The 26,913-nt window shown below is 34.5% G+C and carries 25 protein-coding genes and 1 tRNA gene; 8 read left to right on the forward strand and 18 right to left on the reverse strand.

Annotated elements, in window-relative coordinates; all coding sequences use genetic code 11:
* Window positions 1-5: 5 nt before the first annotated feature.
* The 12 genes from folP to C8E03_RS03045 form a co-directional block, all read right to left on the reverse strand.
* Complete coding sequence (gene folP, locus C8E03_RS02990; protein WP_110290253.1) at window positions 6-812, reverse strand: dihydropteroate synthase; 807 nt, start codon at window positions 810-812, stop codon at window positions 6-8.
* A 28-nt stretch (window positions 813-840) separates the two neighbouring features.
* Window positions 841-1,323 (reverse strand): HD domain-containing protein, encoded by a 483-nt coding sequence (locus C8E03_RS02995; RefSeq protein WP_094379930.1) that lies wholly within the window; start codon window positions 1,321-1,323, stop codon window positions 841-843.
* A gap of 10 nt (window positions 1,324-1,333) precedes the next feature.
* Window positions 1,334-1,888, reverse strand: a complete 555-nt coding sequence (gene folE, locus C8E03_RS03000; RefSeq protein ID WP_094379932.1) for a GTP cyclohydrolase I FolE — start codon at window positions 1,886-1,888, stop codon at window positions 1,334-1,336.
* Window positions 1,881-3,185 carry a bifunctional folylpolyglutamate synthase/dihydrofolate synthase gene (locus C8E03_RS03005; RefSeq protein ID WP_110290254.1) on the reverse strand — a complete coding sequence of 435 codons (1,305 nt, stop codon included), beginning with the start codon at window positions 3,183-3,185 and terminating at the stop codon, window positions 1,881-1,883. Before C8E03_RS03005 ends, folE begins: the two co-directional genes overlap by 8 nt.
* Window positions 3,185-4,387, reverse strand: a complete 1,203-nt coding sequence (locus C8E03_RS03010) for a class I SAM-dependent rRNA methyltransferase (protein ID WP_094379935.1) — start codon at window positions 4,385-4,387, stop codon at window positions 3,185-3,187. Before C8E03_RS03010 ends, C8E03_RS03005 begins: the two co-directional genes overlap by 1 nt.
* 108 nt (window positions 4,388-4,495) lie before the next feature.
* Window positions 4,496-5,248 (reverse strand): amino acid ABC transporter ATP-binding protein, encoded by a 753-nt coding sequence (locus C8E03_RS03015; RefSeq protein ID WP_094379957.1) that lies wholly within the window; start codon window positions 5,246-5,248, stop codon window positions 4,496-4,498.
* A 19-nt stretch (window positions 5,249-5,267) separates the two neighbouring features.
* A complete protein-coding gene (locus C8E03_RS03020) occupies window positions 5,268-5,927 on the reverse strand; it encodes an amino acid ABC transporter permease (protein ID WP_110290255.1) in 660 nt (219 codons plus the stop codon).
* A 140-nt stretch (window positions 5,928-6,067) separates the two neighbouring features.
* Window positions 6,068-6,949 carry a substrate-binding periplasmic protein gene (locus tag C8E03_RS03025; protein WP_110290256.1) on the reverse strand — a complete coding sequence of 294 codons (882 nt, stop codon included), beginning with the start codon at window positions 6,947-6,949 and terminating at the stop codon, window positions 6,068-6,070.
* Between the two features lie 165 nt (window positions 6,950-7,114).
* Entirely contained in the window at window positions 7,115-8,869 is a 1,755-nt protein-coding gene (locus C8E03_RS03030; RefSeq protein WP_094379940.1) for a sensor domain-containing protein, read from the reverse strand.
* A 396-nt stretch (window positions 8,870-9,265) separates the two neighbouring features.
* On the reverse strand, window positions 9,266-10,351 hold the full coding sequence (gene asd, locus C8E03_RS03035; protein ID WP_110290257.1) for an aspartate-semialdehyde dehydrogenase: 1,086 nt from the start codon (window positions 10,349-10,351) through the stop codon (window positions 9,266-9,268).
* A gap of 133 nt (window positions 10,352-10,484) precedes the next feature.
* Window positions 10,485-11,864: an argininosuccinate lyase gene (gene argH / locus C8E03_RS03040; RefSeq protein ID WP_110290258.1), complete on the reverse strand. Its 1,380-nt coding sequence runs from the start codon at window positions 11,862-11,864 to the stop codon at window positions 10,485-10,487.
* 166 nt (window positions 11,865-12,030) lie between these two features.
* Window positions 12,031-12,651 (reverse strand): epoxyqueuosine reductase QueH, encoded by a 621-nt coding sequence (locus C8E03_RS03045; protein WP_094379946.1) that lies wholly within the window; start codon window positions 12,649-12,651, stop codon window positions 12,031-12,033.
* A 206-nt stretch (window positions 12,652-12,857) separates the two neighbouring features.
* On the opposite strand from C8E03_RS03045, the gene C8E03_RS03050 reads away from it, so the two are divergent.
* From C8E03_RS03050 to C8E03_RS03085, 8 genes are all read left to right on the forward strand, one after another.
* Window positions 12,858-13,625, forward strand: a complete 768-nt coding sequence (locus C8E03_RS03050; RefSeq protein ID WP_094379948.1) for an ABC transporter ATP-binding protein — start codon at window positions 12,858-12,860, stop codon at window positions 13,623-13,625.
* The gene (locus tag C8E03_RS03055) at window positions 13,618-14,415 is read left to right on the forward strand and encodes an ABC transporter permease (protein WP_094379949.1); all 798 of its coding nucleotides are present in this window, start codon (window positions 13,618-13,620) and stop codon (window positions 14,413-14,415) included. The genes C8E03_RS03050 and C8E03_RS03055 overlap by 8 nt, the downstream gene beginning before the upstream one ends.
* A gap of 607 nt (window positions 14,416-15,022) precedes the next feature.
* A tRNA-Thr gene (locus C8E03_RS03060) sits at window positions 15,023-15,095 on the forward strand.
* 355 nt (window positions 15,096-15,450) lie between these two features.
* A complete protein-coding gene (gene thiS, locus C8E03_RS03065) occupies window positions 15,451-15,645 on the forward strand; it encodes a sulfur carrier protein ThiS (RefSeq protein WP_110290259.1) in 195 nt (64 codons plus the stop codon).
* A gap of 4 nt (window positions 15,646-15,649) precedes the next feature.
* On the forward strand, window positions 15,650-16,294 hold the full coding sequence (thiF, locus tag C8E03_RS03070) for a sulfur carrier protein ThiS adenylyltransferase ThiF (RefSeq protein WP_242993350.1): 645 nt from the start codon (window positions 15,650-15,652) through the stop codon (window positions 16,292-16,294).
* A 58-nt stretch (window positions 16,295-16,352) separates the two neighbouring features.
* Window positions 16,353-17,132: a thiazole synthase gene (locus C8E03_RS03075; protein WP_110290260.1), complete on the forward strand. Its 780-nt coding sequence runs from the start codon at window positions 16,353-16,355 to the stop codon at window positions 17,130-17,132.
* Window positions 17,133-17,137: 5 nt separating this feature from the next.
* The gene (gene thiH / locus C8E03_RS03080; protein ID WP_110290261.1) at window positions 17,138-18,391 is read left to right on the forward strand and encodes a 2-iminoacetate synthase ThiH; all 1,254 of its coding nucleotides are present in this window, start codon (window positions 17,138-17,140) and stop codon (window positions 18,389-18,391) included.
* Window positions 18,384-18,965, forward strand: a complete 582-nt coding sequence (locus C8E03_RS03085) for a thiamine phosphate synthase (protein WP_242993352.1) — start codon at window positions 18,384-18,386, stop codon at window positions 18,963-18,965. Before thiH ends, C8E03_RS03085 begins: the two co-directional genes overlap by 8 nt.
* Before the next feature lie 88 nt (window positions 18,966-19,053).
* On the opposite strand, the gene tpiA is transcribed toward C8E03_RS03085, so the two are convergent.
* The 6 genes from tpiA to nifS all read right to left on the reverse strand — a co-directional run bounded on the left by tpiA (window position 19,054) and on the right by nifS (window position 26,856).
* Window positions 19,054-19,803 (reverse strand): triose-phosphate isomerase, encoded by a 750-nt coding sequence (gene tpiA, locus C8E03_RS03090; protein WP_110290263.1) that lies wholly within the window; start codon window positions 19,801-19,803, stop codon window positions 19,054-19,056.
* 293 nt (window positions 19,804-20,096) lie between these two features.
* Window positions 20,097-21,287 carry a phosphoglycerate kinase gene (locus C8E03_RS03095; RefSeq protein ID WP_094376812.1) on the reverse strand — a complete coding sequence of 397 codons (1,191 nt, stop codon included), beginning with the start codon at window positions 21,285-21,287 and terminating at the stop codon, window positions 20,097-20,099.
* Between the two features lie 93 nt (window positions 21,288-21,380).
* Window positions 21,381-22,394, reverse strand: a complete 1,014-nt coding sequence (gene gap / locus C8E03_RS03100) for a type I glyceraldehyde-3-phosphate dehydrogenase (RefSeq protein ID WP_094376813.1) — start codon at window positions 22,392-22,394, stop codon at window positions 21,381-21,383.
* Window positions 22,395-22,563: 169 nt separating this feature from the next.
* Window positions 22,564-24,228 carry a Na/Pi cotransporter family protein gene (locus tag C8E03_RS03105; RefSeq protein ID WP_094376814.1) on the reverse strand — a complete coding sequence of 555 codons (1,665 nt, stop codon included), beginning with the start codon at window positions 24,226-24,228 and terminating at the stop codon, window positions 22,564-22,566.
* Window positions 24,229-24,413: 185 nt separating this feature from the next.
* A complete protein-coding gene (gene mnmA / locus C8E03_RS03110; RefSeq protein ID WP_110290264.1) occupies window positions 24,414-25,502 on the reverse strand; it encodes a tRNA 2-thiouridine(34) synthase MnmA in 1,089 nt (362 codons plus the stop codon).
* 175 nt (window positions 25,503-25,677) lie between these two features.
* Window positions 25,678-26,856: a cysteine desulfurase NifS gene (nifS, locus tag C8E03_RS03115; protein WP_094376816.1), complete on the reverse strand. Its 1,179-nt coding sequence runs from the start codon at window positions 26,854-26,856 to the stop codon at window positions 25,678-25,680.
* Window positions 26,857-26,913 lie beyond the last annotated feature (57 nt).

Consider the following 26,913-nt stretch of genomic DNA (forward strand, 5'->3'; position numbering starts at 1 on the left):
CAATACTACCTTTCCATGATTGTTTTTGTCATTTTAATAACTCTTTTATTTTCCTTGATATCATGAACTCTTACAAATGCACACCCTTTCAAGACCCCCATAACCGTTGTAACCAATGTACCTTCCAGTCTTTCATAAACAGGTAACTCAAGTGTAAGACCAATTACTGACTTTCTGGAGGCTGCAAGTAAGAAAGGATATCCAAGTCCACAAAGTTCATCTAAATGATTGATTATCTCAAGATTTTGTTCATAGGTTTTCCCAAATCCAACTCCTGGGTCAAGAATTATTTTATCCTGCTTAATTCCAGCTCTTTTCGCACTCTCTATAATCTGTTCTAAATCCATTAACACATCAGGCATAAAATTATGATAATTTGTGTTGTCCCGATTATGCATCAAACAGCATGTCACTTCTTCCTCGGCAATTAGCCTTGCCATCTCTTTGTCATATTTAAGTCCCCATATATCATTAACTAACGATGCTCCTGCCAAAATCCCTGCTTTTGCAACTTTTGCTTTATAAGAGTCAACCGATATTGGTATGTCAAAATGCTTATGAATCTTCTCAATAACTGGAGCTACTCTGTGTATCTCCTCCTGTTCACTGATTGGAATATGACCAGGTCTAGTAGATTCTCCACCCACATCAATAATATCAACTCCTTCTAAAATCATTTCCTCCACCCGCTTAAGTGCTTTATCTATGTGATTAAATTCACCTCCATCTGAGAAAGAATCTGGTGTTACATTTAAAATTCCCATGATATATACATTATTTTCAACATCGAAGTTCTTGTTTCCAATTTTCATAAAAGGCTCCTTCCTAATGCTGTGGTTGTTATAAACAAATAAGACTGTTTTTTCTTATCTCATCCCAATTACAAGTTTTCCTTGCTTTACAAGAAAAACACAGACGGGACAGCTTGTCTGCCTGATAAAGAATACCACTTAAATCCATTCGCTCATCACCTTTTATCTCTCTATGTGATACAATTGCATAGATAATTATTTCAACTTCTTCGTTTCCAAAACCGCACTGAGTTAAAATCTCTCTTCCAATTATACCTCCTGCCAACTCATGAGGAATATGATTTACATACTGTTCATATCTTCCAATATCATGGAGTAGTGCTGCGGCATAGATAAGCCTTTTATCAATAGGCACCTGCATTTCCATGCTTTTTATATAAGCAATTCTTGCAACATCCATAAAATGCGATATATTATGTCTGCAATAAATTCTATCTTTCTCTAATTCCTCAATATTTTTCAGATAGGATTGATATAATTGATTATTTATAATTTTATTTACTAATTCCATTCTTTTAAGCTCATTTCACTAATTGTAAAAATTCATTTTTCAGCTCTAAGTTAGTCTCAAATTCACCCCTGGCTACTATCGTTATTGTTTTACTGCCTGGCTTTTTTATTCCTCGCATTGTCATACACAGATGTTCTGCTTCTATCAAAACAATAGCCCCCTTTGGCATTAAATGATACATTAAGGCATCCGCTATCTGTGCTGTCAGTTTCTCCTGAATCTGAGGTCTTTTCGCAAATACTTCCACAGTTCTTGCAAGCTTGCTTAATCCAACCACTCTACCATCTGGAATATAAGCCATGCTCGCTTTACCATAAAACGGCATCAAATGATGTTCACACATCGAGTAAAAAGTGATATCCTTTTCTATAACCATTTCATTGTTTTCTACTTGAAATGTTTTAGATAAATGAATATTAGCATCATCACTCATGCCGCCATAGATTTCTTCACACATCCTGGCAATTCGTTCTGGCGTTTCCCTTAACCCTTCTCTTGTAGTCTCTTCACCAATTCCCTCTAGCAGAAGCTTTATCGCCTCTTTTACTTTTTCTTTATCAACCATCGTACCCATTACCGCCTTTCAAGGAATTTACATACCTTTCAAACTCTCCTAGATAGGATAAAGAACCAAATACTATAATAGCATCCATTTGATTCTTTTGTTTCATACATTCAATTGCTGCCGCTTCTAAGGTCGGCATATAATAAACATTTGTATTATATTTTTTCACCACCTTGGCTAATTCTTTACCATCCAAGGCACGCTTATTGTTAGGTGTCGTAACCGTTAATATTTTTACAGCAATTGGTGCTGTTATTTTTACTATTTTTTCATATTCTTTATCAGATAATACTCCAATAACAAACATAATTCTTTTTTGCTTCAAGTAAATATCTATCGTTTCTTTTAATCTCTTTGCCGCTGCCTCATTATGTGCACCATCTAAGATTATAAGAGGAGTCTCACAGATTTCAGAAAATCTTCCTGGCCATTTTGTCAGTTTTAAACCCATCCTGATAGCTTTATCTTCAATCAAAAAACCTTTTTTTCTTAAAGCCTTAACAGTCTCTATTGCAAGAATGGCATTTTGTATTTGATAACTGCCCAAAAGACTTATTTCTATTTTTTTTAATTCATTATAATCAAAACATGTGCTTAATAACCCAAATGCTATTTTATCTGTTTGATCAAAGTCAGCAAGGATCAATTCATTTTTGTATGCAAAACACTTTTTTCTGATTTCTTTCATAGCATCAGGCTCTTGATTTGCAGTAACTATAATGGATTCTTTTTTAATAATGCCTGATTTATTAGCTGCTATTTCCTGCAGCGAATCTCCCAAATACTCCATATGATCTTTACTGATTGGTGTCAGTACAGCCACCAATGTTTTCTCAACTACATTGGTAGCATCCAACAAGCCACCCAATCCGGTTTCTAACACAACCAAATCACATTTTTCTTGTTTAAAATACAGTAATGCAAGTACCGTTTCTACTTCAAAAACAGTAGGATGGTCGAATCCCTCCATAAGCATCCTATCAATTGCAGCTTTGATAATAAAGGTTAGTGTACCTAACGAAGTCTTTGTTATATATTGTTCGTCAACCTGTATTTTTTCTCGATAGGAAAAAACACTTGGTGATATATATCTCCCTATTTTATAGCCTGCTGTTTTTAAAATAGTAGAAATAAAGGCTAGCGTAGAACCTTTGCCGTTCGTCCCTGCTATATGAACAAATTGTAACTCTTTATCCGGATTTCCTACTCTTGCAAGAAGTTCCTTTATATTACCTAACCCTAGCACGCTGCCATATTTAGTTATTTCATTTAAATACTCTCTTGCCTCTTTATACATTACTTTTCATCACATACTTGGAAGATATAGAATTTCAAATAGTAAGATTCATCTGCTGCCCAAAGAATAGGATGGTCAGCTGCCTGAGTCCTATATTCTACTTGCCTTAGTCTCTTATGAACATTTTTAGCTGCCTGCTTAATGGTATCCGAAAATAATTCTGGTGTCATGAAATGAGAACAAGAACAAGTTGCCAGATAGCCACCATCTTTTAATAGCTTCATGCCTCTTATATTAATTTCCCTATAGCCTTTAATCGCATTTTTTACCGAGTTTTTGGATTTTGTAAAAGCAGGCGGATCCAAAATTATAACATCAAAACGTTCCCCATCACTCTCTAATTTTGGTAATAAATCAAAGACATTGGCACATTCAAAATGTACTACTCTTTCAAGTCCGTTCAATTTTGCATTTTCTCTTGCTTGATTTACTCCAAGCTCAGATGCATCAACTCCAAGTACATTTTGAGCCCCACAAGCTCCTGCATTAAGCGCAAAGGATCCGGTATGTGTAAAGCAGTCCAATACAGATGCATTTTTACATAACTTTCCAACTGCCTGCCTGTTATATTTCTGATCCAGAAAAAATCCTGTCTTTTGCCCTTCTTCTACATCTACTATATATCGAATTCCATTTTCAACAATCTCAACCTTTGTGTCAAATTCTTCTCCAATGAATCCCTTGGTTCTTTCCATTCCCTCATTTAATCTAACCTTAGCGTCACTTCTTTCATAAACGCCACGAATTTTAATTCCCGACTCCATTAGCACTTCCTTTAATAAATCAACAATCATAAGTTTATATTTGTCAATTCCCAAAGCCAGTGATTCAACCACCAATACATCTGAAAATTTATCAACTACCAGTCCGGGTAAAAAATCAGCTTCGCCAAATATTACTCTGCAACTGGACGTATCAACGGTTTGTGTCCTATATTTCCAAGCATTTCTGACCCTCATCTCAAAGAAATCTCTATTAATTTCTTGGTCTATCTTTCTTGTTAGAATTCGAACAGTAAGCTTTGAGTTGGTATTGATAAAACCTTTTCCCAAAAAAAATCCATCAAAATCCTCAACTATAACAATATCACCATTTTGAAAAATCCCTTGTATTTCATCTATTTCATTATCATAAACCCACATTCCTCCAGTCTTAAGGGTTCTGCCTTTTCCTTTTATGATTCTAACAACTGCATTACTCATAAATTCCTCCTTTTGTGCGTCATACACACACACGGTAGATAGAAAACTTCACTTAGAAAAGGAAAGTCCAATTCATGAACTTTCCATATTACTTGCCCAAATAGGCAGCTATAATACTTTCTTTAAAAATTGCTTTGTTCTTTCACTTTTCGGATTGGTAAAAATCTGTTCCGGTTTTCCAATTTCTTCTACCTGCCCCTGATACATGAATACAACTCTGTCTGCAACCTCTCTTGCAAATCCCATTTCATGCGTAACAACAAGCATAGTCATCCCATCTTCTGCCAGTTTTTTCATAACGTTCAATACCTCTCCCACAAGTTCAGGATCAAGAGCCGAAGTAGGTTCATCAAACAACATGATCTTAGGCTTCATTGCTAATGCTCTGGCAATTGCCACCCTTTGCTGCTGACCACCTGACAATTTAGATGGATAAGCATCGATTTTATCGGACAATCCTACTTTACCAAGCAAATCTCTTGCCGTTTCTTCTGCCTCTGCCTTGCTAATCTTTTTCACATTCATAGGGGCGATCATTACATTTTCAAGAACTGTTTTATGTGGAAATAGATTAAATCTTTGAAAAACCATTCCAACCTCTAACAAAATATCAGCTCTTTCTTTTGATGTTATCTTATTTATTTTTGCTCCCTTTTCTCTTTTCTCCAGCAGCTTATCTTCTATATAAATAGCGCCCTCCGTTATCTTCTCTAAACGGTTAAGTGAACGTAAATAAGTTGATTTACCAGCCCCTGACGGACCAATAATACATAATACTTCTCCCGGCTCTACTGTAAGACTAATATTCTTTAAAACCTTAAGCTCTCCAAAATCCTTACATACATTTTCTGTCTTAATCATTGACATATTGTCTTACCTCCTATTCATAAACTGAGAATTTTTTTTCTAAATAATCAAAAACATACGTAAATACGGCCGTTACAATTAAGTACATAATCATCGCAGGTATATACACAAGTGCAGATGATGCTGACGACTGTATTTGAGAAGTTCTTTTCATTAGATCCACCAAAGCTATCGTTGATACAAGAGAGGTATCTTTGATTACCATAATAAATTCATTGCCTACAGGAGGAATAAGACGACGATAGGATTGTGGAATAATAACAAGTCTCATCGTCTGCGCATGTGTCATTCCAAGTGCCTTTGCCGCCTCAAACTGTCCTTTGTCAATAGATTGTATTGCAGCACGGATAATTTCTGCCTGATAAGCTGCAGAATTTAATGTAAATGCAATAAATGCCGCAATAAATCGACTCTTTATCGTGAATACAGAACTTATTTGAGGTAGCGCATAGTAAATGAAAAATAATTGCATTAATAATGGAGTTCCCCGAAAGAAAAAAATATAAGCCCCACTTAATTTCTGTAAAATTTTATTCTTAGATATCTTCCCCAACGCTAAAAATAAACTTAATATCAAGCCTGAAATAACTGAAATAACAGACAAGGATAAGGTGATTTTTAAACCATCAAATAGTGCCGGCAGCCAGCCTATCATCTTTTCTATTTCATTCATACTAAAAGTCTTCCCTTCTTACTTTCTTTCGTTTTTCATTTTCTATTGTCATATAAAATAGAAAATGTCCATTGCATATGACATTAGAAAAAATCAGGACACAGTAAGCACTATGCCCCGTTTGCATCAGTAACTCATACTTATCTTACATCTTCTGTAATATCATAACCAAAATATTTGGTTGCTATTTCTGCCATTTTTCCATTTTCATACAAAGTGTCTACTGCTTTTTCAATTTTCTCTGTCAATGCATCATTTCCCTTTTTTAAACAGATTGCCATCGGCTCGGATTCTTCACTTTTCCAAACTACTTCAAGCTTATCGGAATCATTTCCCATATAGTAGGATGCAACTACGATGTCTGTCATCACAGAATCTACTCTGCCTACTTTTAAGTCATCAAAAGCCTGAATTATCTTATCATAAGGATAAGTTTCCGAAGGCTCAAGACCATTTTTAATTAAATCCTTCATATAATAATCTGAAGTTGTTTCTGTCTGATAAGCTACACTTTTTCCTTTTAAATCTTCCGGTGAAGTAATATCTGAATCCTTCTTCGTAACAAGTGCAATACGATTTGCAACATAAGGTTTCGTCAAATTATAAGCCGCTTCTCTCTCCTCGTTAATACTTACACCTGCAATAATACAGTCATAGCGGTCACTATCCAGTGATGCAAAAATACCATCCCATGCAACATCATCGATTTCAAGCTTTAGTCCTAATTCATCGGCAATTGCCTGTGCAACCTCTATATCAAACCCAATATAAGTTGTTCCATCCTCATCTAAGTATTCCATCGGAGGATAGCTTGCTTCTGTTCCAACCTGTAAAACACCATCTTTAATTGTCAAAGAACTTGCATCACTTGCTGTTGCATCAGTATTTTCTTCTGCGACATTTTCATCTGTAGCCTTAGAACCGTCATCTGCGGATGTATCCTCTTCTTTTTTTGAGCATGCCGCCAATGTTATTATCATAGTTAGCATCATAATAACGGCTATTAATTTTTTGATTTTCATATATGCCTCCTCACATTCTTACTGAAAGCCGACTTTGCAGGCCTCCATATATAGTAAAAGACAACTAGATTTGACCCAGTTGCCTTTACTAATCTAATTTACCAACACCTTTTTATCTTCTGTCAATAAAGTGCCTTAGTAGTGATTACCTATGAGTCTTTAGCTTTATTCCTGCTTTTGCATAATTAATTTAGCTATATCATCTTCACTCATCGGCTTTCCTAGTAAATAACCCTGAATATTATCGCAGTTCATTTTCTTTAAATGTTCAAACTGTTCTTTACTTTCTACTCCCTCTGCTACGGTTATTACGCCTAATTGCTTTACCATTGCAATTACAGACTGAGTAATGATTGCTGTTGAGGAATCGGATGCGATTCCATCAATAAAGGATTTATCAATTTTCAATGTATCAATAGGTAAATCTTTTAGATAAGCCAAAGAAGAAAATCCTGTTCCAAAATCATCTAATGAAACCTTAATGCCGTATGCCCGCATAGTATTGATTTTAGAAATAATTCCTTCTAAGTCTTCTATTAATACACTTTCTGTAATTTCTATTTCAACATCTTCTGGATTAACATAATATTTATCTATGACAGCCTTTAACTTTCTTACAAAATCTTCTTTTTTTATTTGCAATGTAGAAATATTAATTGACATGATACCATCATAATCCAATTCATTCTTCCATTTTGCTAAAGTACTGACTGCTTTATTAATGACCCAGTCTCCTATTAAAATTATTGAGCCATTATTTTCTGACACTGGTATAAAAATATTTGGTGAAACAATTGTTCCGTTATTTTTCCATCGGACAAGTGCTTCTACACCTCGCAGCTTATTGGTTCTTGTATCATACTGCGGTTGATAGAGTAATAAAAAATCCTCATTATCAATTGCCGCACTTAATTGCCTTTCGATTCGAAGCGCATCCAAAAAATCACTATACATCTCATTGTTAAAATAGCAGATATTATTCTTTCCGTTTTTCTTGACTTCAAAAACTGCAATCTCTGCATTCTTAATTACTCCAAGTGCGCTCTCGCCATTCTCGGGATATTCCGCTACACCAACACTGACTGTAAAATGTGTCTTTCTTCCATTAATCAATCTATAAGTCTTATTGCATAAATTGCATATTCTTTTATATAATTTATCAATTGTTCTATTTCCAATTGGATTCATCACAGCAATACAAAACTCGTCATTACTCATTCTAGCTGCAAACATATTTTCATCCAATAAGGTATTAATATCTTGCGCAAACATTTGAATCACTTCATCGCCTGCAACAATTCCAAGACTATCATTAATAACCTTAAAATCATCAACATCTATATATAATACCGCCACGTTACAACGATCATTGTCTGCCTGCTGCAATGAATCATTCAACCTTTTTACAAAATAATTACGGTTAAATAATCCAGTAAGTAAATCAAAATAGGCCATATACTTTAATTCTTCATTTTTCTTCTTAACCAAAGTAATATTTCTAAAAAATATAATTCTTTCTGTTGGGTTACCATCTGCATCTATATTGATTTTTATACTTGCCATAATCCATGTTTTATTATCAGATAATCTAAATTCAATTACTCGGTCTGAAAGCTCATTAGGTTTTTTTTCCAACATAATTCGATTTACAATCATCTTATCGTCTTCACAAATTGAATTCATAAAAATATTATGATTTATTTTAATATCAGCTTGTATTCCAAACATTTTGTGAAATTTATCTGAAATAACATTTTTTCCCGTTTTTAAATCTTCATAAATATAAGCATCCTCAGACATATTCAAGGCTGTTTTATAAATATGCTCATGATACACTAGTTTCTCTGTTTCCGCTTCCATCAAATCAATCTTAAATTTCAAGGCTTCATTTGAATATCTCACATTTTCATTATAATCCACAACACACCACCTCGATTACAATTAATTTACTTGGAGTATCAATTTTGATGCATTTTTACCTTTTCACTTTAAACCCATATTAGCATTATAGCACTTTTTATCTTTAATTACCATTGCATTTAATTAGCGGATATAAAATATACCTCATTTAACAATTTCAACCTAACTAATCTATTATAACATAAATAAAAATGAACAATCATGATTTAAATAAGATTTTCAAATTAGGTTATATAAATAACAAGAATTACCTAACATATAATAATAGATTTTCTTCATAAATGCAACATAAGAATTAATTTTTGGTGAATTTTTATTCAAATTACTTTAAAATGTAAAAGCAACAGACCCTCTATCTAAAACAGATCTATTGCTTCTATTTAAAAATGTGTGTTATTATTTTGGTTGTATATATCCTTGTGCTTTCAGCAATTCTGCACATAGAACAGCTCCGCCCGCTGCTCCTCGTACCGTATTATGTGATAGACCAACAAACTTATAATCAAATACAGAATCTTCTCTTAGCCTACCAATCGATACACCCATTCCATTCATATAATCAACATCTTCCTTAACCTGTGGACGATTATCTTCTTTAAGATATTGAATAAACTGTTTAGGAGCACTTGGTAGTTCTAATTCCTGTGGAAGCCCTTTGTAATCAACGAGCTTTTGAATTAGTTGTCCCTTACTTGGCTTCTTCTTAAATGAAATAAATACTGCAGCAGTGTGTCCATCCAAAACAGGAACTCGAATACACTGTGCTGTAATGGCAGGTTCTAAAGCTTTAACAATTACTCCGTCTTCTATTTGACCAAGCACTCTTAATGGCTCCTGCTCACTCTTTTCCTCCTCACCGCCAATATATGGAATAACATTTTCAATCATTTCAGGCCAGTCTGCAAAAGTTTTTCCAGCACCCGAAATTGCTTGATATGTTGTTACTGCAACTACCGATGGTTCAAATTCCTTCCACGCTGCCAGGCATGGAGCATAGCTTTGAATGGAACAATTAGGCTTTACAGCTATAAAACCTCTTGTTGTGCCTAAGCGTTCTCTTTGATATTGAATCACTTCAAAATGTTCAGGGTTGATTTCTGGTACTACCATTGGAACATCTGGAGTCCAACGATGAGCACTGTTATTGGAAACCACAGGCGTCTCCGTCTTAGCATATGCTTCTTCAATTGCTTTAATTTCTTCCTTAGACATATCAACTGCACTAAAAACAAAATCTACTTCTGATGCAACCTTTTCAACTTCATTTACATTCATTACAATTAATTGCTTTGCTGCTTCAGGCATTGGAGTTTTCATTTTCCATCTTGACCCAACTGCTTCTTCATATAATTTTCCAGCTGAACGTGGACTTGCTGCAATAGCAACCACTTCAAACCATGGATGATTTTCTAATAACGCAATAAAACGCTGCCCTACCATACCAGTACCCCCAAGGATACCAACTTTTAATTTCTGACTCATAATAAATCTCCTCTTTGCCTTATTTCAAGTACGCAGCACATTAATTATTTAATTTTGTTCTTGCACCGCGTACACTTGTCTTTGTAATAAGTATATTATACTATTATGTGAAATAATGCAACACTTTTTTAAATTAATTATTAAATAAATAAATCTTGTATTCTTCAATAACCTGGTTCATTACTGTTTTGCTTGGTGCTCCCAATGTCATTCTTTTATTAACACATGTGTCTAAGCTAATTGCCTGATAGATATCCTCTTCAAACAATTTATTCTCCTTTTTGTATTCATCAATTGACAAATCATCTAATGCACATTTTTTTTCAATACATAATAAAACCAAACGACCAGAAATGCTATGAGCATCTCTAAATGGTATTCCTTTATTCACTAAATAATCAGCCACATCTGTTGCATTGGTGAATCCACCCTTAGCACTTTTCTCCATTATCTCCTTATTAAAAGTCATAGTTCGTACCATGCCAGTAAACAAAGCGATACATCCTTTTACCGTATCGATAGCATCAAAAGTCAGCTCCTTATCCTCCTGCATGTCCTTGTTATATGCCAAAGGAATTCCTTTCATTGTTGTAAGAATCGACATAAGTGCTCCATAAACCCGTCCCGTTTTACCACGCACCAACTCAGCGATATCTGGATTTTTTTTCTGTGGCATAATACTGCTTCCCGTACTATAAGCGTCATCTAGTTCAACAAAACGATATTCATTTGTATTCCAGATAATTACTTCTTCTGAAAATCGACTTAAATGCATCATGACTGTTGCCAGAGCGGACAGTAATTCAATAATATAATCTCTATCCGATACCGAGTCCATGCTATTACGCGTTGCCGCCTCAAATTCTAAAAGCTTCGCCGTATATTCCCGATCAAGCGGATAGGTAGTCCCTGCCAAAGCTCCTGAACCAAGTGGACAGAAATTCATACGATTGTATATATCCCGCAAGCGCGAGCGGTCTCTTTTAAACATCTCGAAATAAGCTCCCATATGGTGTGCCAGAGTGATTGGCTGTGCCTTTTGTAAATGCGTAAAACCAGGCATAAACGTTTCTGTATTCTCCTCCATTATTGTAAGAATTACCTTTAAAAGTTCCTTTACAAGCTCATCTATTTCAAGTACCTCATCTCTGGTATATAATTTCATATCCAAAGCAACCTGGTCATTTCTACTTCTGCCTGTATGAAGCTTTTTCCCTGAATCACCTATCCTATTTATTAAATTTGCCTCCACAAAGCTATGAACATCTTCATATTCATCCGTAATTTCAAGCTTTCCACTTTCTACATCTGATAGAATACTCTCTAAACCATTAACTATTGTATTTTTCTCGGTTTCCGTAAGAATATTCTGCTTTGCTAGCATCGTAACATGTGCAATGCTTCCCTCTATGTCTTGTTTATAAAACTTCCTATCGAATGAAATTGATGAATTAAAATTGTAAACTAATTGGTCCGTTTCCTTAGTAAAACGACCGCCCCATAATTGTGCCATAAAGCAATCCTCTTTTCTTTTTCTTATTTGCACTTTGCATATTTTCACATAATAATAGCATATTTATTCACTTAAGGCAATGCTTGTTTTTACTATTAATATAAATAATTGGCTTCTACTATTGTCCATTTATTTCATTTGTTTCATTTATAAAATAAATAAGTAATTATTCATTTCTATTCTGTATTGAGAAGATACAACCACAATAATCTTGTCGGTATAACTGATATTCTTTCGATAATTCAATCGATCTTTTATAACCGTTTTTTTTCTTAAAATCCGAAAATAAATATCTGATTTCAAATTCACTCTCTAATGCACTCCCAATTTCATTTAATTTATTTGCATTCTTAAGAGGACTGATGGATAATGTTGTTGTAAAATAGTCAAAGCCTTTTTCTTTTGCGATAATCGCAGCTTCGCGCATTCTTAACTCATAACATTTATAGCAGCGTTCTTCTCCCTCTTTCGCCATTTCCAGTCCCTTTGCAATATCATAAAAGCGTTGTGTATCATAGTTTCCCTGTATAAATTGGACACTACGCATCACCTTAAGCTCATGAATAAAATGCTGTTGTTCATTCACTCTTTTCTCGTATTCACTAGCAGGATAAATATTGGGGTTATAATAAAAAACTGTGATATTAAAATACTGTGATAAGTATTCTAATACATAGCTGCTGCATGGCGCACAACAACTGTGCAGCAACAGGCTTGGAACCTCGTTTACTTTTTGCAAGTTCTCAATCAACATTTCCAGCTTCTTTTGATAGTTGATACAATTCATATTGCCTCCATTCTCATTATCTTAAATGATACCCATATCTGTTAATTATAGTATAGGTTATTTTATTATTCAATCTTCAGCACAATTAAAGCTTTTACTATTTAACCACATCACTTAATAAGATTGTATCACAACTTTCTAATTTCATAAGTAACCTCTTTGTTTGCACATCATACAATAATGTATAAATATAATGGAGGACTTGTATGAAATCTTTTCTTGAACTTAAGTCCGTTAGCTATGCCTATCACAATTCAGACGGTGAAACACCCGCATTAAAAAATATATCATTTGATGTAAATGAAGGAGAGTTTATTGCAATAGTAGGTCCAAGCGGCTGCGGTAAATCAACACTTCTTTCTCTTATAGCAGGTTTAATTACTCCCGAGTATGGAAGCATACTAATAAATGGAACTAATGTATTAAATGCTAGATCTCGTATTGGATATATGCTTCAAAAAGATCATTTATTTGAGTGGAGAAATATTTACAAAAATATTATACTTGGCCTTGAAGTACAAAAAAAGTTAAGCAGTGATTATTTAGACACTGTTAACGAAATGTTAATAAATTATGGTCTTGATTCATTTCGGGATAAGAGACCTTCTGAGCTTTCTGGAGGAATGAGACAGCGAGCTGCATTAATTCGCACATTGGCCTTGAAGCCTTCTATACTTTTGCTAGATGAACCATTTTCTGCTCTTGATTATCAGACACGCTTAACAGTAAGTGATGACATTGGATGTATTATTAAAAAAGAAAAAAAGACTGCCATTTTGGTAACACATGATTTGTCTGAAGCAATCAGCTTAGGCGATAAGGTAGTTGTTTTATCAAAACGACCAGCTACTATTAAAGCAATTGTTCCGATTCACTTTGCATTAGCAAATAAAACACCCTTAGGTTGTCGTAACGCTTTGGAATTTAAGGACTATTTTAATGCAATCTGGAAGGAGTTGAACTACAATGAATGAAGTATCTGTTCATCAACTCGAATATATAAAACAAAAGTTAAAGTATAGACGAAGTATCACTATATGCCGAGTTTTTATATTTGTTGCCTTTCTATTACTTTGGCAAATCTCAACCAGTATCGGACTGATTGATTCTTTTATATTCAGCAGCCCTATTAAAATAATAATCTGCTTTTGTACAATGATAATAGACGGCACCATACTTCATCATATTTTTATTACATTAGTAGAAACCTTTATAAGTTTTTTTCTGGTTATTATAATTGGTATTTTTATTTCTGTATTACTTTGGTTAAACGAAAAATTATCAAAAGTATTAGAGCCTTATTTAGTTATTTTAAACAGTCTTCCAAAATCTGCACTGGCACCTTTATTAATCGTATGGCTTGGTGCAAATATGAATACTATCATAGTAGCAGGAATTTCTGTTGCTGTTTTTGGCTCAATTATCAACTTATATACAGGGTTTAAAGAGGTAGACACTGATAAAATAAAGCTTATTTACACTCTTGGTGGAAATAAAATGAATGTTCTCTTAAAAGTTGTTTTACCCAGCTCAATTCCCATTATTATCAGCACCATGAAAGTCAATATCGGTCTATCGCTAGTTGGTGTCGTAATAGGTGAATTTCTAGCAGCACGCTCAGGCCTTGGATATTTAATTATTTATGGCTCACAGATTTTTAAGCTTGATTTGGTAATTATGAGTATTGTGATACTTTGTATCATAGCTATGGGACTATATAAAGGAATCAATCTGATTGAGAAATTATATTTAAAGTATTTATAAATACACTATAAGGATACTGCCAAAAAATAGGCAATTACACCATAAATAGTAAATTTACTATATTAATTCTAATATTTGGTGTGCATCAATTTTATGGCAGTTCTTTACATACTATCTTAATTTAAATTTTCTTATTAATTTCTTTCGTTCATCAATCAGATCTTCTACTTCAGTAACAGTCTCATTAATTGTAAACATAGAAAAATCTCTTGCGTAGTTGCTGAAGTTTCTTCTGTGCTGGCCGCATTATCCTGCGCGATAGCCGCCAAGGAAGAAATATATCAACTACCTTTAACCGCCATATCCTCTTCCTTCATAAATTTAATTTCATAATTATCATACATTATATTACATATTTTGACATTTTATTTTACAAAACTGCAAATTAATTTATATTTTCTTTATAAATCTATCTATATTTTTAATTTGCTTTTAAATTATTTAATTTGTTTTTAAAAAAACTCTTGCATAATTTTGAAAATGTATTATAATCACATATAGCTGTTTTTTTTAGATGCAACTTTTTTTAAATAGAATTAAATAAGTGTTGCAGTATAGATTATAGGGTATTTCATTTTACATATTACATTACACACATCGTATTTTTGCTTTCGTAGCGCAGTTGGTAGCGCAACTGATTCGTAATCAGTAGGTCGAGGGTTCAAGTCCCTTCGAAAGCTTTAGAAGCAATGACGCTTCATAGCTAATTTATAGTTATGGAGCGTCATTTTAAACCTGTAATATCATCGACAACCAACTCATTTTACTGATTTATTTCATGAGAATATTATAAATAAAACTTAGGGTATCGCTTTATTACGTACCTTGCGATTATGTTTATAAATGTTCTAATTAAATTATGTTTATTAATTAAAGCAACAAAATTCTTGACTTTATATTCATTATCCGTTAGGATAATAACAGAGTGCATGACTATTTAAGGTCGCATGAAGGGGTACACCACCTTGGGTGTATTTCTTTATGTGGCCTTTTTTGTATGCTTCTTTTAAAATGACATAAAGTGAGGTGAAATACATGGTCTACATAAATGGAAGTTCGATTGATGTCGCAGCCATAACGTTAAAGGATTACCTATTAAAAAATGGCTATTCCATATCTAAAATTGTTGTAGAAATTAATAATAAGATTATTTCAAAAGCCAATTATGAAAATGTAATTTTAAGTTCCGGTGATGTTGTTGAAATAGTTAGTTTTGTAGGAGGAGGCTGATTAAGTGAATCGTTATATCATACCATCTGAAGAAGAAATACGTTTTTCTCTGGAAAAACGTCATACAAAAGCAGTTCAGGATAAGTTGTACAATGCCAAGGTCGCTGTGTGCGGTCTTGGTGGACTTGGTTCTAATATTGCCATATCACTGGCACGTACAGGAATTGGCTCTTTGCATCTGATTGATTTTGACCGGGTTGATTTGTCAAATCTAAACCGTCAGCAATACAAGCTCAATCAAATCAATCAGCCAAAGCCTGAAGCACTTAAAAATTCTATTCTAGAATTTGCTCCCTATTGTCAGATAAAAACCGATTTTATTAAGTTAAATGAAGAAAACATACCAAGTCTTCTCTCTTTAGATACCTATATCTGCGAAGCATTTGATCGGCCCGAGCAAAAAGCCATGCTCACCAACACAGTATTAGAAAAACTACCTGAAAAATATTTAGTTGGGGCCTCTGGAATGATTGGTTATGGAAGCAACCATCTTATGAAAACCAGAAAAATTATGGCACATTATTATCTTTGCGGCGACGGCTTAGCAGAGGGTGATGGCTTAGGCTTAATGGCTCCTCGAGTTATGCTTTGCGCTGCCCAGCAGGCTAATACAATAATCCGTTTAATAATGGAAAAATATGAAGTTTAACATATCCTGAAACATTTAGCAGACCCTATAAATAATTTTCATTATACAAGGAGGAAACATGGAACATAATGACATATTCTATCTTGGAAAAAAAGCATTTAAATCACGTTTTATCTTAGGCTCCGGCAAATATTCAATGGATTTAATTCATGCTGCCATTGAAAATGCCGAAGCAGAAATTATTACACTTGCACTACGCCGTGCCAATACCAAGAAATCAGAAAATATCATGGATTACATTCCTGAAGGGATTACTTTACTTCCTAATACATCGGGTGCCCGAAACGCCGAAGAAGCTGTTCGAATTGCTCGATTATCAAGAGAATTTGGCTGCGGAGATTTTGTTAAAATAGAAATCATGCGTGATTCTAAATATTTATTGCCCGATAACTCAGAAACAATCATTGCTACTGATATATTAACGAAAGAAGGCTTTATTGTCCTGCCCTATATTTATCCTGACCTTTATACTGCAAGATCCTTAGTGAATGTCGGGGCAGCGGCAGTTATGCCCCTTGCCGCCCCCATTGGTTCCAATAAGGGACTGTCTACAAAAGATATGATACAAATATTAGTGGACGAAATTGAGCTTCCTGTCATTGTCGATGCCGGAATCGGAAAGCCATCTCAAGCCTGCGAAGCAATGGAGATGGGCGTCTCTGCAATCATGGCAAATACCGCTATTGCCACTGCTGGTAATATTCCTGCAATGGCTGATGCTTTCAAAAACGCAATAAAGGCAGGCAGAAGCGCATATTTATCAGGACTTGGACGGGTATTGGAACGAGGCTGCTCTGCCTCTGATCCGTTAACAGGATTTCTTAGAGATGAGGGGTAAGACAGATGAATGAAAATCTATTTATTATTAAATCTTCTGATTTAAATAAGACTGCCTTGGAGCAAAAAAACAAATTGGAAACCGATATTCATTCTCGTATCAATCATATGGAATATTTGGACGGAATGGAAAAAATTCAATCTAACATAAAGGATAATGTACTTAGGCAAATGCAAGGATACGACTGCAATGAATACAAAGCCTCTGACGTTCTCAATGCTTTAAAGCATGAGGATTGCAGTCTAAAAGACTTCATGGCATTGTTATCACCTGCTGCACTTCCCTATTTAGAGCAAATGGCAAATCGTGCCAAAGAAAAAACCAGTAAACATTTTGGGAATACAATATATCTTTTTACGCCTTTATACATTGCCAATTACTGTGAAAATTATTGTATTTACTGTGGCTTTCACTGTTATAACAAGATAGCAAGGAAAAAGCTGTCTCCGGAAGAGATGGAGAAAGAAATGACAATTATATCCGCTTCGGGTATTGAAGAAATCCTATTACTTACCGGCGAAAGTGAAAGTATGAGTTCTGTGGAATATATTGGAGAAGCCTGTAAACTGGCACGAAAATATTTTAAAAATGTCGGTCTTGAAATATATCCAGTTAACACAAAAGATTACAAGTATCTACATGAATGCGGTGCCGATTATGTTACTGTTTTTCAAGAAACATACAACTCTAATCGATATGAAGCTTTACATTTATCAGGTCATAAAAGAATTTATCCTTATCGATTTGATGCACAGGAGCGTGCTATTCTAGGCGGTATGCGAGGTGTTGGATTTTCTGCTCTTCTAGGTTTGGATGATTTTAGAAAGGATGCATTGGCAAGTGCTTTACATATCTACTATTTGCAGCAAAAATATCCTCATGTGGAGTATTCGTTATCCTGCCCTCGCCTTCGACCAATCATTAATAATAATAAAATCAATCCTCAAAATGTACATGAAAAGCAATTATGCCAAATAATATGTGCTTATCGACTCTTTTTGCCATACGTAGGTATTACGGTATCTTCACGAGAAGATGCACAGTTTCGTAATGGAATTACGAAAATTGCTGCAACTAAAATTTCTGCTGGTGTATCTACTGGAATCGGAGATCATGAAAATAAATATTATGGAAAGGATGAAACAGATACTGGAGATGAACAATTTGAAATAGCAGATGCAAGAAGTTTACGTCAGATATATTGTGACATGAAGCAAAACGGTCTTCAGCCTGTTTTAAATGATTATATTTATGTCTGACGTTATATGTATTACTAATCGATTACTTGCAGGTAAACATTTTCTCCTACAGCTTGATAAAATTGCCTCCACTAAACCCAAATACATAATATTGAGAGAAAAAGATTTATCTGAAAAGGACTATGAGATGTTAGCAAAAAAAGTTCTTGCCATTTGCAGCCGCTATGATGTCAAATGTGTCATACACACCTATAGTAAGGTCGCATTAGCATTGAATACCCCTTGGCTTCATTTAACTCTATACGATTTAAAAAAATTAGAAAAAAATGAGAAAGTTAAATTCAAACTGCTTAGCACCTCTATTCACTCTAGGGAAGAAGCCGTAGAGGCGCAAAAATTAGGCTGTCATTCTATTATTGCCGGGCATATATTTGAAACAGACTGTAAAAAATCTGTTCCTCCAAAAGGTTTAAATTTTTTAGAAGATGTATGCAAATCAGTTGAAATTCCCGTTTATGCAATTGGAGGAATTACAAACTACAATAAACAGGAATGTATTCAAAGAGGCGCAGCCGGAGTCTGCGCAATGTCATTGTTTATGAAATGTCACAATCCCGAAATACTCTTCTCATAAATCAATAGCAATTTATTGTAGCTAAAAAGGGCTTTTGCTCTATAGGTATAACACCTAGCAAAAACCCTTTTTCTCTTATTAAAAAGCTTTATTTATAATTTACAATCTTGCCGAAATCCGGTTTCAAGGAAGCTCCACCAACTAAACCACCGTCAATATCTGGTTGCGCAAATAGTTCAGCAGCACTTGCAGCTGTTACACTTCCACCATATTGAATGCGGATTGCCTGTGCGGTTGCTTCATCATATATTTCACCAATGCAAACTCGTATTGCTGCACATACCTCCTGTGCCTGCTCTGTAGTGGCAACCTTTCCAGTTCCAATTGCCCAGATTGGTTCATATGCAATGACTGCTGTTTTAGCTTGATCTGCTGTCACATCAAGAAAAGCAATTTTAATCTGCTGACGAATAAAATCAATCGTAACTCCTTGTTCTCTTTGCTCTAAAGATTCTCCACAGCAAACAATAGGTGTGATACTATGTTCAAAAGCTTTCTTTACTTTCTTATTTACTGTAATATTTGTTTCAGCAAAATATTCTCTTCTCTCTGAATGACCAATTACAACATATTTCACACCTACATCTGTTAACATATTAGGTGCAATTTCTCCTGTAAATGCCCCACTTTCTTCAAAATACATATTTTCTGCACCAATTTTGATATTCGTCCCCTTTGCTGCCTCCATACAAGGAATAATGCTGATTGCTGGTACACAAAATACTACATCTACTTCATCATTTGCAACTAAAGGCTTTAATTCATTTACAAGTGCAACTGCCTCACTTGGAGTTTTATTCATTTTCCAGTTGCCTGCTATAATTTTTCTTCTTGACATCTTATTTTCTCCTTTAGAGTATCTCTTTCATTATTTTAACTCTGCTGATAAATCCAAACTATGCTCACACTCGGCTTTGCCTTGTGTTTGCTTAGTGCGTCGAACTAAGTTCGCACTAAACTCTGCCCGCGCCTTTGGTTTGCCAATCGTTAAGTGCTTTTTCCTTTCGGTTCTATTTACCATTCGACTTTCTATGCTCACACTTGCGGCTTTGCCTTGTGTTTGCTTAGTGCGTCGAACTAAGTTCGCACTAAACTCTGCCGGCGCCTTTGGCTTGCCAATCGTTAAGTGCTCTACTTATCGTTAGCGGCTACTACGCCTGGTAGTTCTTTTCCTTCTAGGAATTCTAATGATGCTCCACCACCTGTTGAAATATGTGTCATCTTATCACCATATCCTAAGATATTTACTGCTGCTGCGGAATCTCCTCCACCGATGATTGTAGTTGCATCTATTTCAGCTAAAGCTTTTGCTACTGCAACTGTACCTGCTGCAAAGTTTGACATCTCAAATACGCCCATAGGTCCATTCCAAACAACTGTTTTTGCATCTTTTAATGCATCTGCGTATAAAATCTGGGTTTTTGGCCCAATATCAAGTCCCATTTCATCTGCTGCTAAGCTTCCTTCCACTACGCGAAACGGTGCATCATTTGAAAATTCTTTTGATGCTACTGTATCAACGGGTAGTAATAATTTTACTCCTTTTGCTTTTGCTTTTTCAATCATTTCCTTTGAGTATTCTAAGAAATCTTCTTCTACTAATGATTTGCCGATTTCTTGACCTTTCGCTTTTGCGAAAGTGAAAGACATTCCGCCACCAATGATTAGAGTATCTACTTTATCAAGCAGATTTTTGATAACTGATATCTTAGAAGAAACTTTTGAGCCTCCAAGAATAGCTACAAATGGTCTTTCTGGATTATTTACAGCATTGCCTAAAAAATCAATTTCTTTTTGCATTAAGTATCCTACTACCGCTGTATCTATAAATTGTGTAACTCCAACGTTTGAACAATGTGCTCTGTGAGCAGTACCAAATGCATCATTTACAAACACATCTGCTAAAGAAGCCAATTCTTTACTGAATGCTTCTCCATTTTTTGTCTCTTCTGCTCTGTAACGAGTATTTTCTATTAAAACAACTTCTCCATCTTTCATTGCCTCTACTGCTGCTTTTGCATTTGGGCCAACAACCTCTGGGTCTGCAGCAAATTTAACTTCTTGTCCTAATAATTCTGCTAATCTTTTGGCAACTGGTGCTAAAGATAATTCTGGCTTTGGCTCTCCCTTTGGTTTACCAAGATGTGAGCAAAGTATAACCTTTCCTCCATCCGCGATTAATTTTTTAATCGTTGGAAGAGCAGCCACAAGACGATTTTCATCTGTTATTTTTCCATCCTGCAATGGTACGTTAAAATCACATCTTACAAGAACCTTTTTACCTTTTACATTAATATCATCAACTGACTTTTTATTAAGCATATATTTACCTACTTTCTTATTTATTATCACAAAATTACAATAAAACAGGCCCGGCCCCAAAGACCGGACCCATGTTGAGTCTTTAAATATATATTATGCTAATTCAGCAAAATATTTAATGGTTCTAACCATCTGGCTAGTATATGAATTTTCATTATCATACCAAGCTACTACTTGAACCTGGCTTGTTCCATTATCAAGCTGAGTAACCATTGTCTGTGTTGCATCAAATAATGATCCTTCTGAAATACCAACGATATCAGAAGATACTAATTCTTCTTCTGTATAACCAAAAGATACAGTGGAAGCTTTTTTCATAGCTGCATTAATTTCTTCTTTAGTAACTTTACCATCTACAACTGCTACTAAAATTGTTGTTGATCCAGTTGGAGTAGGAACACGTTGTGCTGAACCAATTAATTTGCCATTTAATTCAGGGATTACTAAACCGATTGCTTTTGCTGCTCCAGTTGAGTTTGGAACGATTGAGCATGCTGCTGCTCTGGCTCTTCTTAAATCTCCCTTTGGATGTGGTCCGTCAAGAGTCATCTGATCTCCTGTATATGCATGTACTGTAGTCATAATACCACTTAGAATTGGAGCGAAATCATTAAGAGCTTTAGCCATAGGAGCTAAACAGTTTGTAGTACAAGAAGCTGCTGAAATAACTGTATCTTCCTTTTTTAATATATCATGATTTACATTATATACAACTGTTGGAAGATCATTTCCCGCTGGTGCTGAAATAACAACTTTCTTAGCGCCTGCAGTAATATGAGCTGATGCTTTTTCTTTAGATGCAAAAAATCCTGTACACTCTAAAACAACATCTACATCTAAGTCTCCCCAAGGAAGATCTTTAGGATCTCTTTGTGCATAGATTTTAATTTCTTTTCCAGCTACTACGATTGCATCATCTTTTGCTTGTACTTTATCAGCTAATGCATATCTTCCCTGTGCTGAATCATATTTTAATAGGTGCGCTAACATTTTAGGATTTGTTAAGTCATTGATTGCTACTACTTCATATCCTTCTGCGGAAAACATTTGTCTAAATGCAAGACGTCCAATACGTCCAAAACCATTGATTGCTACTTTTACTGCCATGCTTTTAATTCCTCCTAAAGTTAAAAATATTTTATAATATACTGTTAAATAACAGCAATTAAACTATGAGTTGCGAAAGATTGTTAATAAAACCACAACCTAAAGATATAATAACTAATTTATACCAAAAATTCAAGTACTATTTTTTTATACCTACAACATTCAATGATTATTCCATTTCATCCTTTACATAGCCTGCAATATTATATGCATGATCAGAAATTCTTTCCAGATTACTGATTATATCAAGGAAAACAATGCCTGACTCTGGTGTACAAAGATTATTAGAGAGTCGTTCAATATGCTTTTCTCTTAGCTCCTCTTCCATATTATCCACCATGTCTTCATATTTTACTACTTTTCTTACATATTCAATATTTTCTTCCTTTATTGATAGAATTGCATTTTGAATGGATTTCAAACCGATATCCATAATTTGCATAATCTCATCCTGTGCACTATTTGAAAAAACGATGTTGTTCTTACATTTAAATTCTGCAAGTTCAGCTATATTTTCTGCATGATCACCGACTCTTTCAATATCATTCGCCATATAGAATAAATTATTAATAATCATATGTTGTTTTTCAGTTAAGGATAAATTGTTAATCTTAACTAAATATTCCGTAATCAGCTTTTGAAGATTATCAATTGTTTTCTCATTTTCAAAGACAGTTTGTACCTTATTAATATCATTTTCCCTTGCCGCTTCAAATGCAAGCTTTGTGTTCGCAACTGCAATGTCGCCCATATGTGCAACTTCTAAAATTGCATTTTCTACAGCGAAAGAAGGAGATTCAAGAATTCTTTCATCTAAATGTCTTAAGGTAATCGCTTCTTCTTTTTCTGCCGTTTCTTCCTTTACTTCTGAATTTTTAATAATTACTCCAGATAATTTAACAAGCTGGTTTGCAAATGGGAATAAAATTATTGTATTTGTTACGTTAAAAATAGTATGGAATATTGATATCTCAACACTATTGATACTACTAGAAGCAAAATCCGGAACAAATGAAAATATGATAAACATTATGATACCAAATATAATGGCTCCCATAGTATTAAACAATAAGTGAATAACTGCTGCTCTTTTTGCCATTTTCTGAGCTCCAGCACTAGATAATAAAGCAGTAACGCAAGTACCTATATTTTGTCCAAGCGTGATGAATATAGCTGATTTCCAATTTACAATTCCATTCATTGCCAAGGTTTGTAAAATACCTACTGAAGCAGAAGAACTTTGTATTATACCTGTTACAACGGCTCCTGCCAATAATGCCAAAATCGGATTACTTCCAAGAACTGCAAAAGCCTGGCTAAAAATTGGCGCATCCTTGTATGGAGTAATAGAATCCGACATCATGCTAAGACCAATAAATAAAATACCAAAGCCTACCGCTATTTCTCCTATTATTTTCTTCTTATCACTTTTACTAAACAGTATAATAAATGAACCAATACCAACAACTAGCGGTGCAAGAAATTCAGGTTTAAAGAAAGCCCCCCATTCGCTCATTGACACGATCCATGCTGTAACGGTGGTTCCAATGTTCGCCCCCATAATCACTCCAACAGCCTGTGTAAGATTCATTATTCCTGCATTCACAAAGCCAACTACCATTACTGTTGTTGCAGATGAACTTTGTATAATACCTGTTATAGCCGTCCCAACAAGAACTGCCAAAAATCTGTTATTTGTTAAAAATCCCAATAGCTGCTTCATCTTATTCCCAGCTGATTTTTGTAAACCGTCAGCCATTACGTTCATTCCATACAAGAATAGCCCTAGTCCTCCTATAAAACTAAAAAGCATTCCAATGTCAGTTATAGACATATTTTGTTTCCTCCTAATGTTAAACTTCTGATGTTTATTTTACTTATTTTTTACAATTTTAAGAATAACATATAATAAAGCTTTTTATCAATAGATTTTAAAATAACCACACAACTTTAACATGATTTTAACATAGATTTAACATTAAAATTCGACATATTTTTTCATAATATAAGGTATATTTATTATATTATTCCACACTTTATTGTTCCCCCTCCAACAACATAATCTCCATCATAAAAAACAACAGCCTGCCCTGGTGTAATAGCCCTTTGTGGCTCATCAAAGTTACACAAAACAGATCCATCCGCCAACTTTTCTATTGTACATAAATCACCCTTATGACTATAGCGAATCTTAGCCATAACTTGCATTTTTTGTGTCAAATCCTCTATAGACATAAAATTAATATTGTTTGCAATCAATTTATTTGCATAAACATCATCGGCATTTCCTATCACAACCTCATTTGTTTCTGTTCGAATCTCTGTTACAAATACAGGATGTCCCATTGACAGATTCAGTCCTTTTCTCTGTCCGATTGTATAATGAGTAATCCCCTTATGCTTTCCAATTACATTCCCATCAAAATCTACGAAATTACCCTCTAATGATTGATACTGAGAGTTCTCTTCAATAAATTTCGCATAATCATTATCTGGAACAAAGCATATTTCCTGACTATCCGGCTTATTAGCCACCTTAAGGCCGATTTTCTTTGCAATTTCTCTAATTGCATCCTTTGTATACTCTCCCACTGGCATCAGGGTATGTGATAGCTGATATTGAGTTAAATTGTAAAGAGCATAAGTTTGATCCTTATCTGCAGTGACCGATTTTTTTAACGTATATCTGCCATTTTTAAGCTTTTCTACCTGCGCATAATGCCCCGTTGCAATGTAATTTGCACCTATTTCTAGACTTCTGTTAAGTAACGATTCCCATTTTACGTATCTGTTGCAAGCAATACATGGGTTTGGAGTTCTTCCGTGTATGTACTCATTTATAAAATAATCTATTACATTTTCTTTAAACTCACTTTTGAAATTCATGACATAATAGGGAATTTCTAAATCATTGGCTACTCTTCTGGCATCATCAACAGCACTTAAGCCGCAGCACCCGCCATTTTCTTCCTGTATATCTATATTTTCATCCTGCCATATCTGCATAGTCGCCCCTATGACTTCATAGCCCTGTTTCTTCAAAAGATAGGCTGCTACAGAGGAATCAACTCCTCCAGACATTCCTATGACCACTTTTTTCTTATCCATATGTTCCTCCATCTGACCAATTACTTGTAGAAATCAAAATTTATATTTTTACAATTATCTATGTTCACTTAAAATATAGTTAAAGTGAACATAGATATTGAAAATACACACCTTATATATACGGTATGATAGACAATTTATTCCTAAATACTATAACAGTAATCTAAAAAAATAACTAGTACTTGCCAAAAATTTCTTCATATCGATTATTCTTTTCTCGTAACTCCTTCACCTGCTTTTTTAAGGTATCCACTACATAATCCAGTTCCTCAAATGTATTTTGATCACTGAGTGTCATTCGTAATGTGCCATAGGCTATTTCATCTGGTAAGCCAATTGCAGTTAGTACATGAGATGGTATTTTAGAACCTGACGAACAGGCTGAACCAACTGACGCGCAGACTCCAGCCGTATCAAGCATAACCAGCAAATTATCTCCTTCAATAAATTGAAAGCTTATATTTACATTATTCGGCAGCCTAGCCTTATTGCTTCCATTTAATCTTGTAAACGGAATTTCATAAAGAATTCTCTTAGTCAGATAATCTCTTAGCTTCATTTCCTTCTTACTTCTTTGTTCTAGCTTTTCAATGGCTATTTTAGTTGCTTCGCCAAACCCTACTATACCAGGAACATTTTCTGTTCCAGCCCTTTTTCCTTTTTCTTGTCCACCACCATAAATAAGAGGTAAAACTTCTATATTGTTACGTATATATAAAAAGCCTACTCCCTTTGGACCGTTTAGCTTATGTGCACTTGCACTTAACATATCAATATTGCACTCTTCTACATCAATAGGTATGTGCCCAAACGCCTGTACTGCATCCGTGTGAAAAATAATATTCTTTTCTCTGGCTAATTTTCCAATTTCTTTGATTGGTTCTACTGTTCCAATCTCATTATTTGCAAACATAACAGAAATCATTTTAGTATATGGTTTGATACTGTTTTTTAACTGCTCTAGATTGATGATTCCGTTTTCGTCTACATTTAGATAAGTGACTTCTACATTTTGTTTTTCTAAAAATTTACATGTGTTTAATATAGCATGGTGCTCAATTCTCGATGTGATTATGTGCCTTTTTTCCAATTTATTTTTATTCGCTACTATATTGAGTGCCCAGTTATCTGACTCACTTCCTCCTGATGTATAATATATTTCATCTGATTTAGCATGAATTGCATTTGCTATTATTTCTCTGCTCTTCAAGATTGAATTTTTATTTTTTTCTCCAAAATCATAGATAGAAGAAGGATTGCCATAGCTTCTTGCATAATAAGGAAGCATAGCTCTAATTACTCTTTCTGAAGTCTGAGTTGTAGCCGCATTATCAAGATAAATGAATTTTCCCACTCTATTCCCCTCCAACATGTTCTTATATTGTAGTTTGTTGAATAAAATATTAAAAAT

Source organism: Lachnotalea glycerini, assembly GCF_003201285.1.
Taxonomy (GTDB): Bacteria; Bacillota; Clostridia; order Lachnospirales; family Lachnospiraceae; genus Lachnotalea; species Lachnotalea glycerini.

Coding starts and splice junctions, on each gene's coding strand:
- folP (WP_110290253.1), bottom strand. CDS start 812: ATGAAAATTGGAAACAAGAACTTCGATGTTGAAAATAATGTATATATC.
- C8E03_RS02995 (WP_094379930.1), bottom strand. CDS start 1,323: ATGGAATTAGTAAATAAAATTATAAATAATCAATTATATCAATCCTAT.
- folE (WP_094379932.1), bottom strand. CDS start 1,888: ATGGTTGATAAAGAAAAAGTAAAAGAGGCGATAAAGCTTCTGCTAGAG.
- C8E03_RS03005 (WP_110290254.1), bottom strand. CDS start 3,185: ATGTATAAAGAGGCAAGAGAGTATTTAAATGAAATAACTAAATATGGC.
- C8E03_RS03010 (WP_094379935.1), bottom strand. CDS start 4,387: ATGAGTAATGCAGTTGTTAGAATCATAAAAGGAAAAGGCAGAACCCTT.
- C8E03_RS03015 (WP_094379957.1), bottom strand. CDS start 5,248: ATGATTAAGACAGAAAATGTATGTAAGGATTTTGGAGAGCTTAAGGTT.
- C8E03_RS03020 (WP_110290255.1), bottom strand. CDS start 5,927: ATGAATGAAATAGAAAAGATGATAGGCTGGCTGCCGGCACTATTTGAT.
- C8E03_RS03025 (WP_110290256.1), bottom strand. CDS start 6,949: ATGAAAATCAAAAAATTAATAGCCGTTATTATGATGCTAACTATGATA.
- asd (WP_110290257.1), bottom strand. CDS start 10,351: ATGAGTCAGAAATTAAAAGTTGGTATCCTTGGGGGTACTGGTATGGTA.
- argH (WP_110290258.1), bottom strand. CDS start 11,864: ATGGCACAATTATGGGGCGGTCGTTTTACTAAGGAAACGGACCAATTA.
- C8E03_RS03045 (WP_094379946.1), bottom strand. CDS start 12,651: ATGAATTGTATCAACTATCAAAAGAAGCTGGAAATGTTGATTGAGAAC.
- C8E03_RS03050 (WP_094379948.1), top strand. CDS start 12,858: ATGAAATCTTTTCTTGAACTTAAGTCCGTTAGCTATGCCTATCACAAT.
- C8E03_RS03055 (WP_094379949.1), top strand. CDS start 13,618: ATGAATGAAGTATCTGTTCATCAACTCGAATATATAAAACAAAAGTTA.
- thiS (WP_110290259.1), top strand. CDS start 15,451: ATGGTCTACATAAATGGAAGTTCGATTGATGTCGCAGCCATAACGTTA.
- C8E03_RS03075 (WP_110290260.1), top strand. CDS start 16,353: ATGGAACATAATGACATATTCTATCTTGGAAAAAAAGCATTTAAATCA.
- thiH (WP_110290261.1), top strand. CDS start 17,138: ATGAATGAAAATCTATTTATTATTAAATCTTCTGATTTAAATAAGACT.
- C8E03_RS03085 (WP_242993352.1), top strand. CDS start 18,384: ATGTCTGACGTTATATGTATTACTAATCGATTACTTGCAGGTAAACAT.
- tpiA (WP_110290263.1), bottom strand. CDS start 19,803: ATGTCAAGAAGAAAAATTATAGCAGGCAACTGGAAAATGAATAAAACT.
- C8E03_RS03095 (WP_094376812.1), bottom strand. CDS start 21,287: ATGCTTAATAAAAAGTCAGTTGATGATATTAATGTAAAAGGTAAAAAG.
- gap (WP_094376813.1), bottom strand. CDS start 22,394: ATGGCAGTAAAAGTAGCAATCAATGGTTTTGGACGTATTGGACGTCTT.
- C8E03_RS03105 (WP_094376814.1), bottom strand. CDS start 24,228: ATGTCTATAACTGACATTGGAATGCTTTTTAGTTTTATAGGAGGACTA.
- mnmA (WP_110290264.1), bottom strand. CDS start 25,502: ATGGATAAGAAAAAAGTGGTCATAGGAATGTCTGGAGGAGTTGATTCC.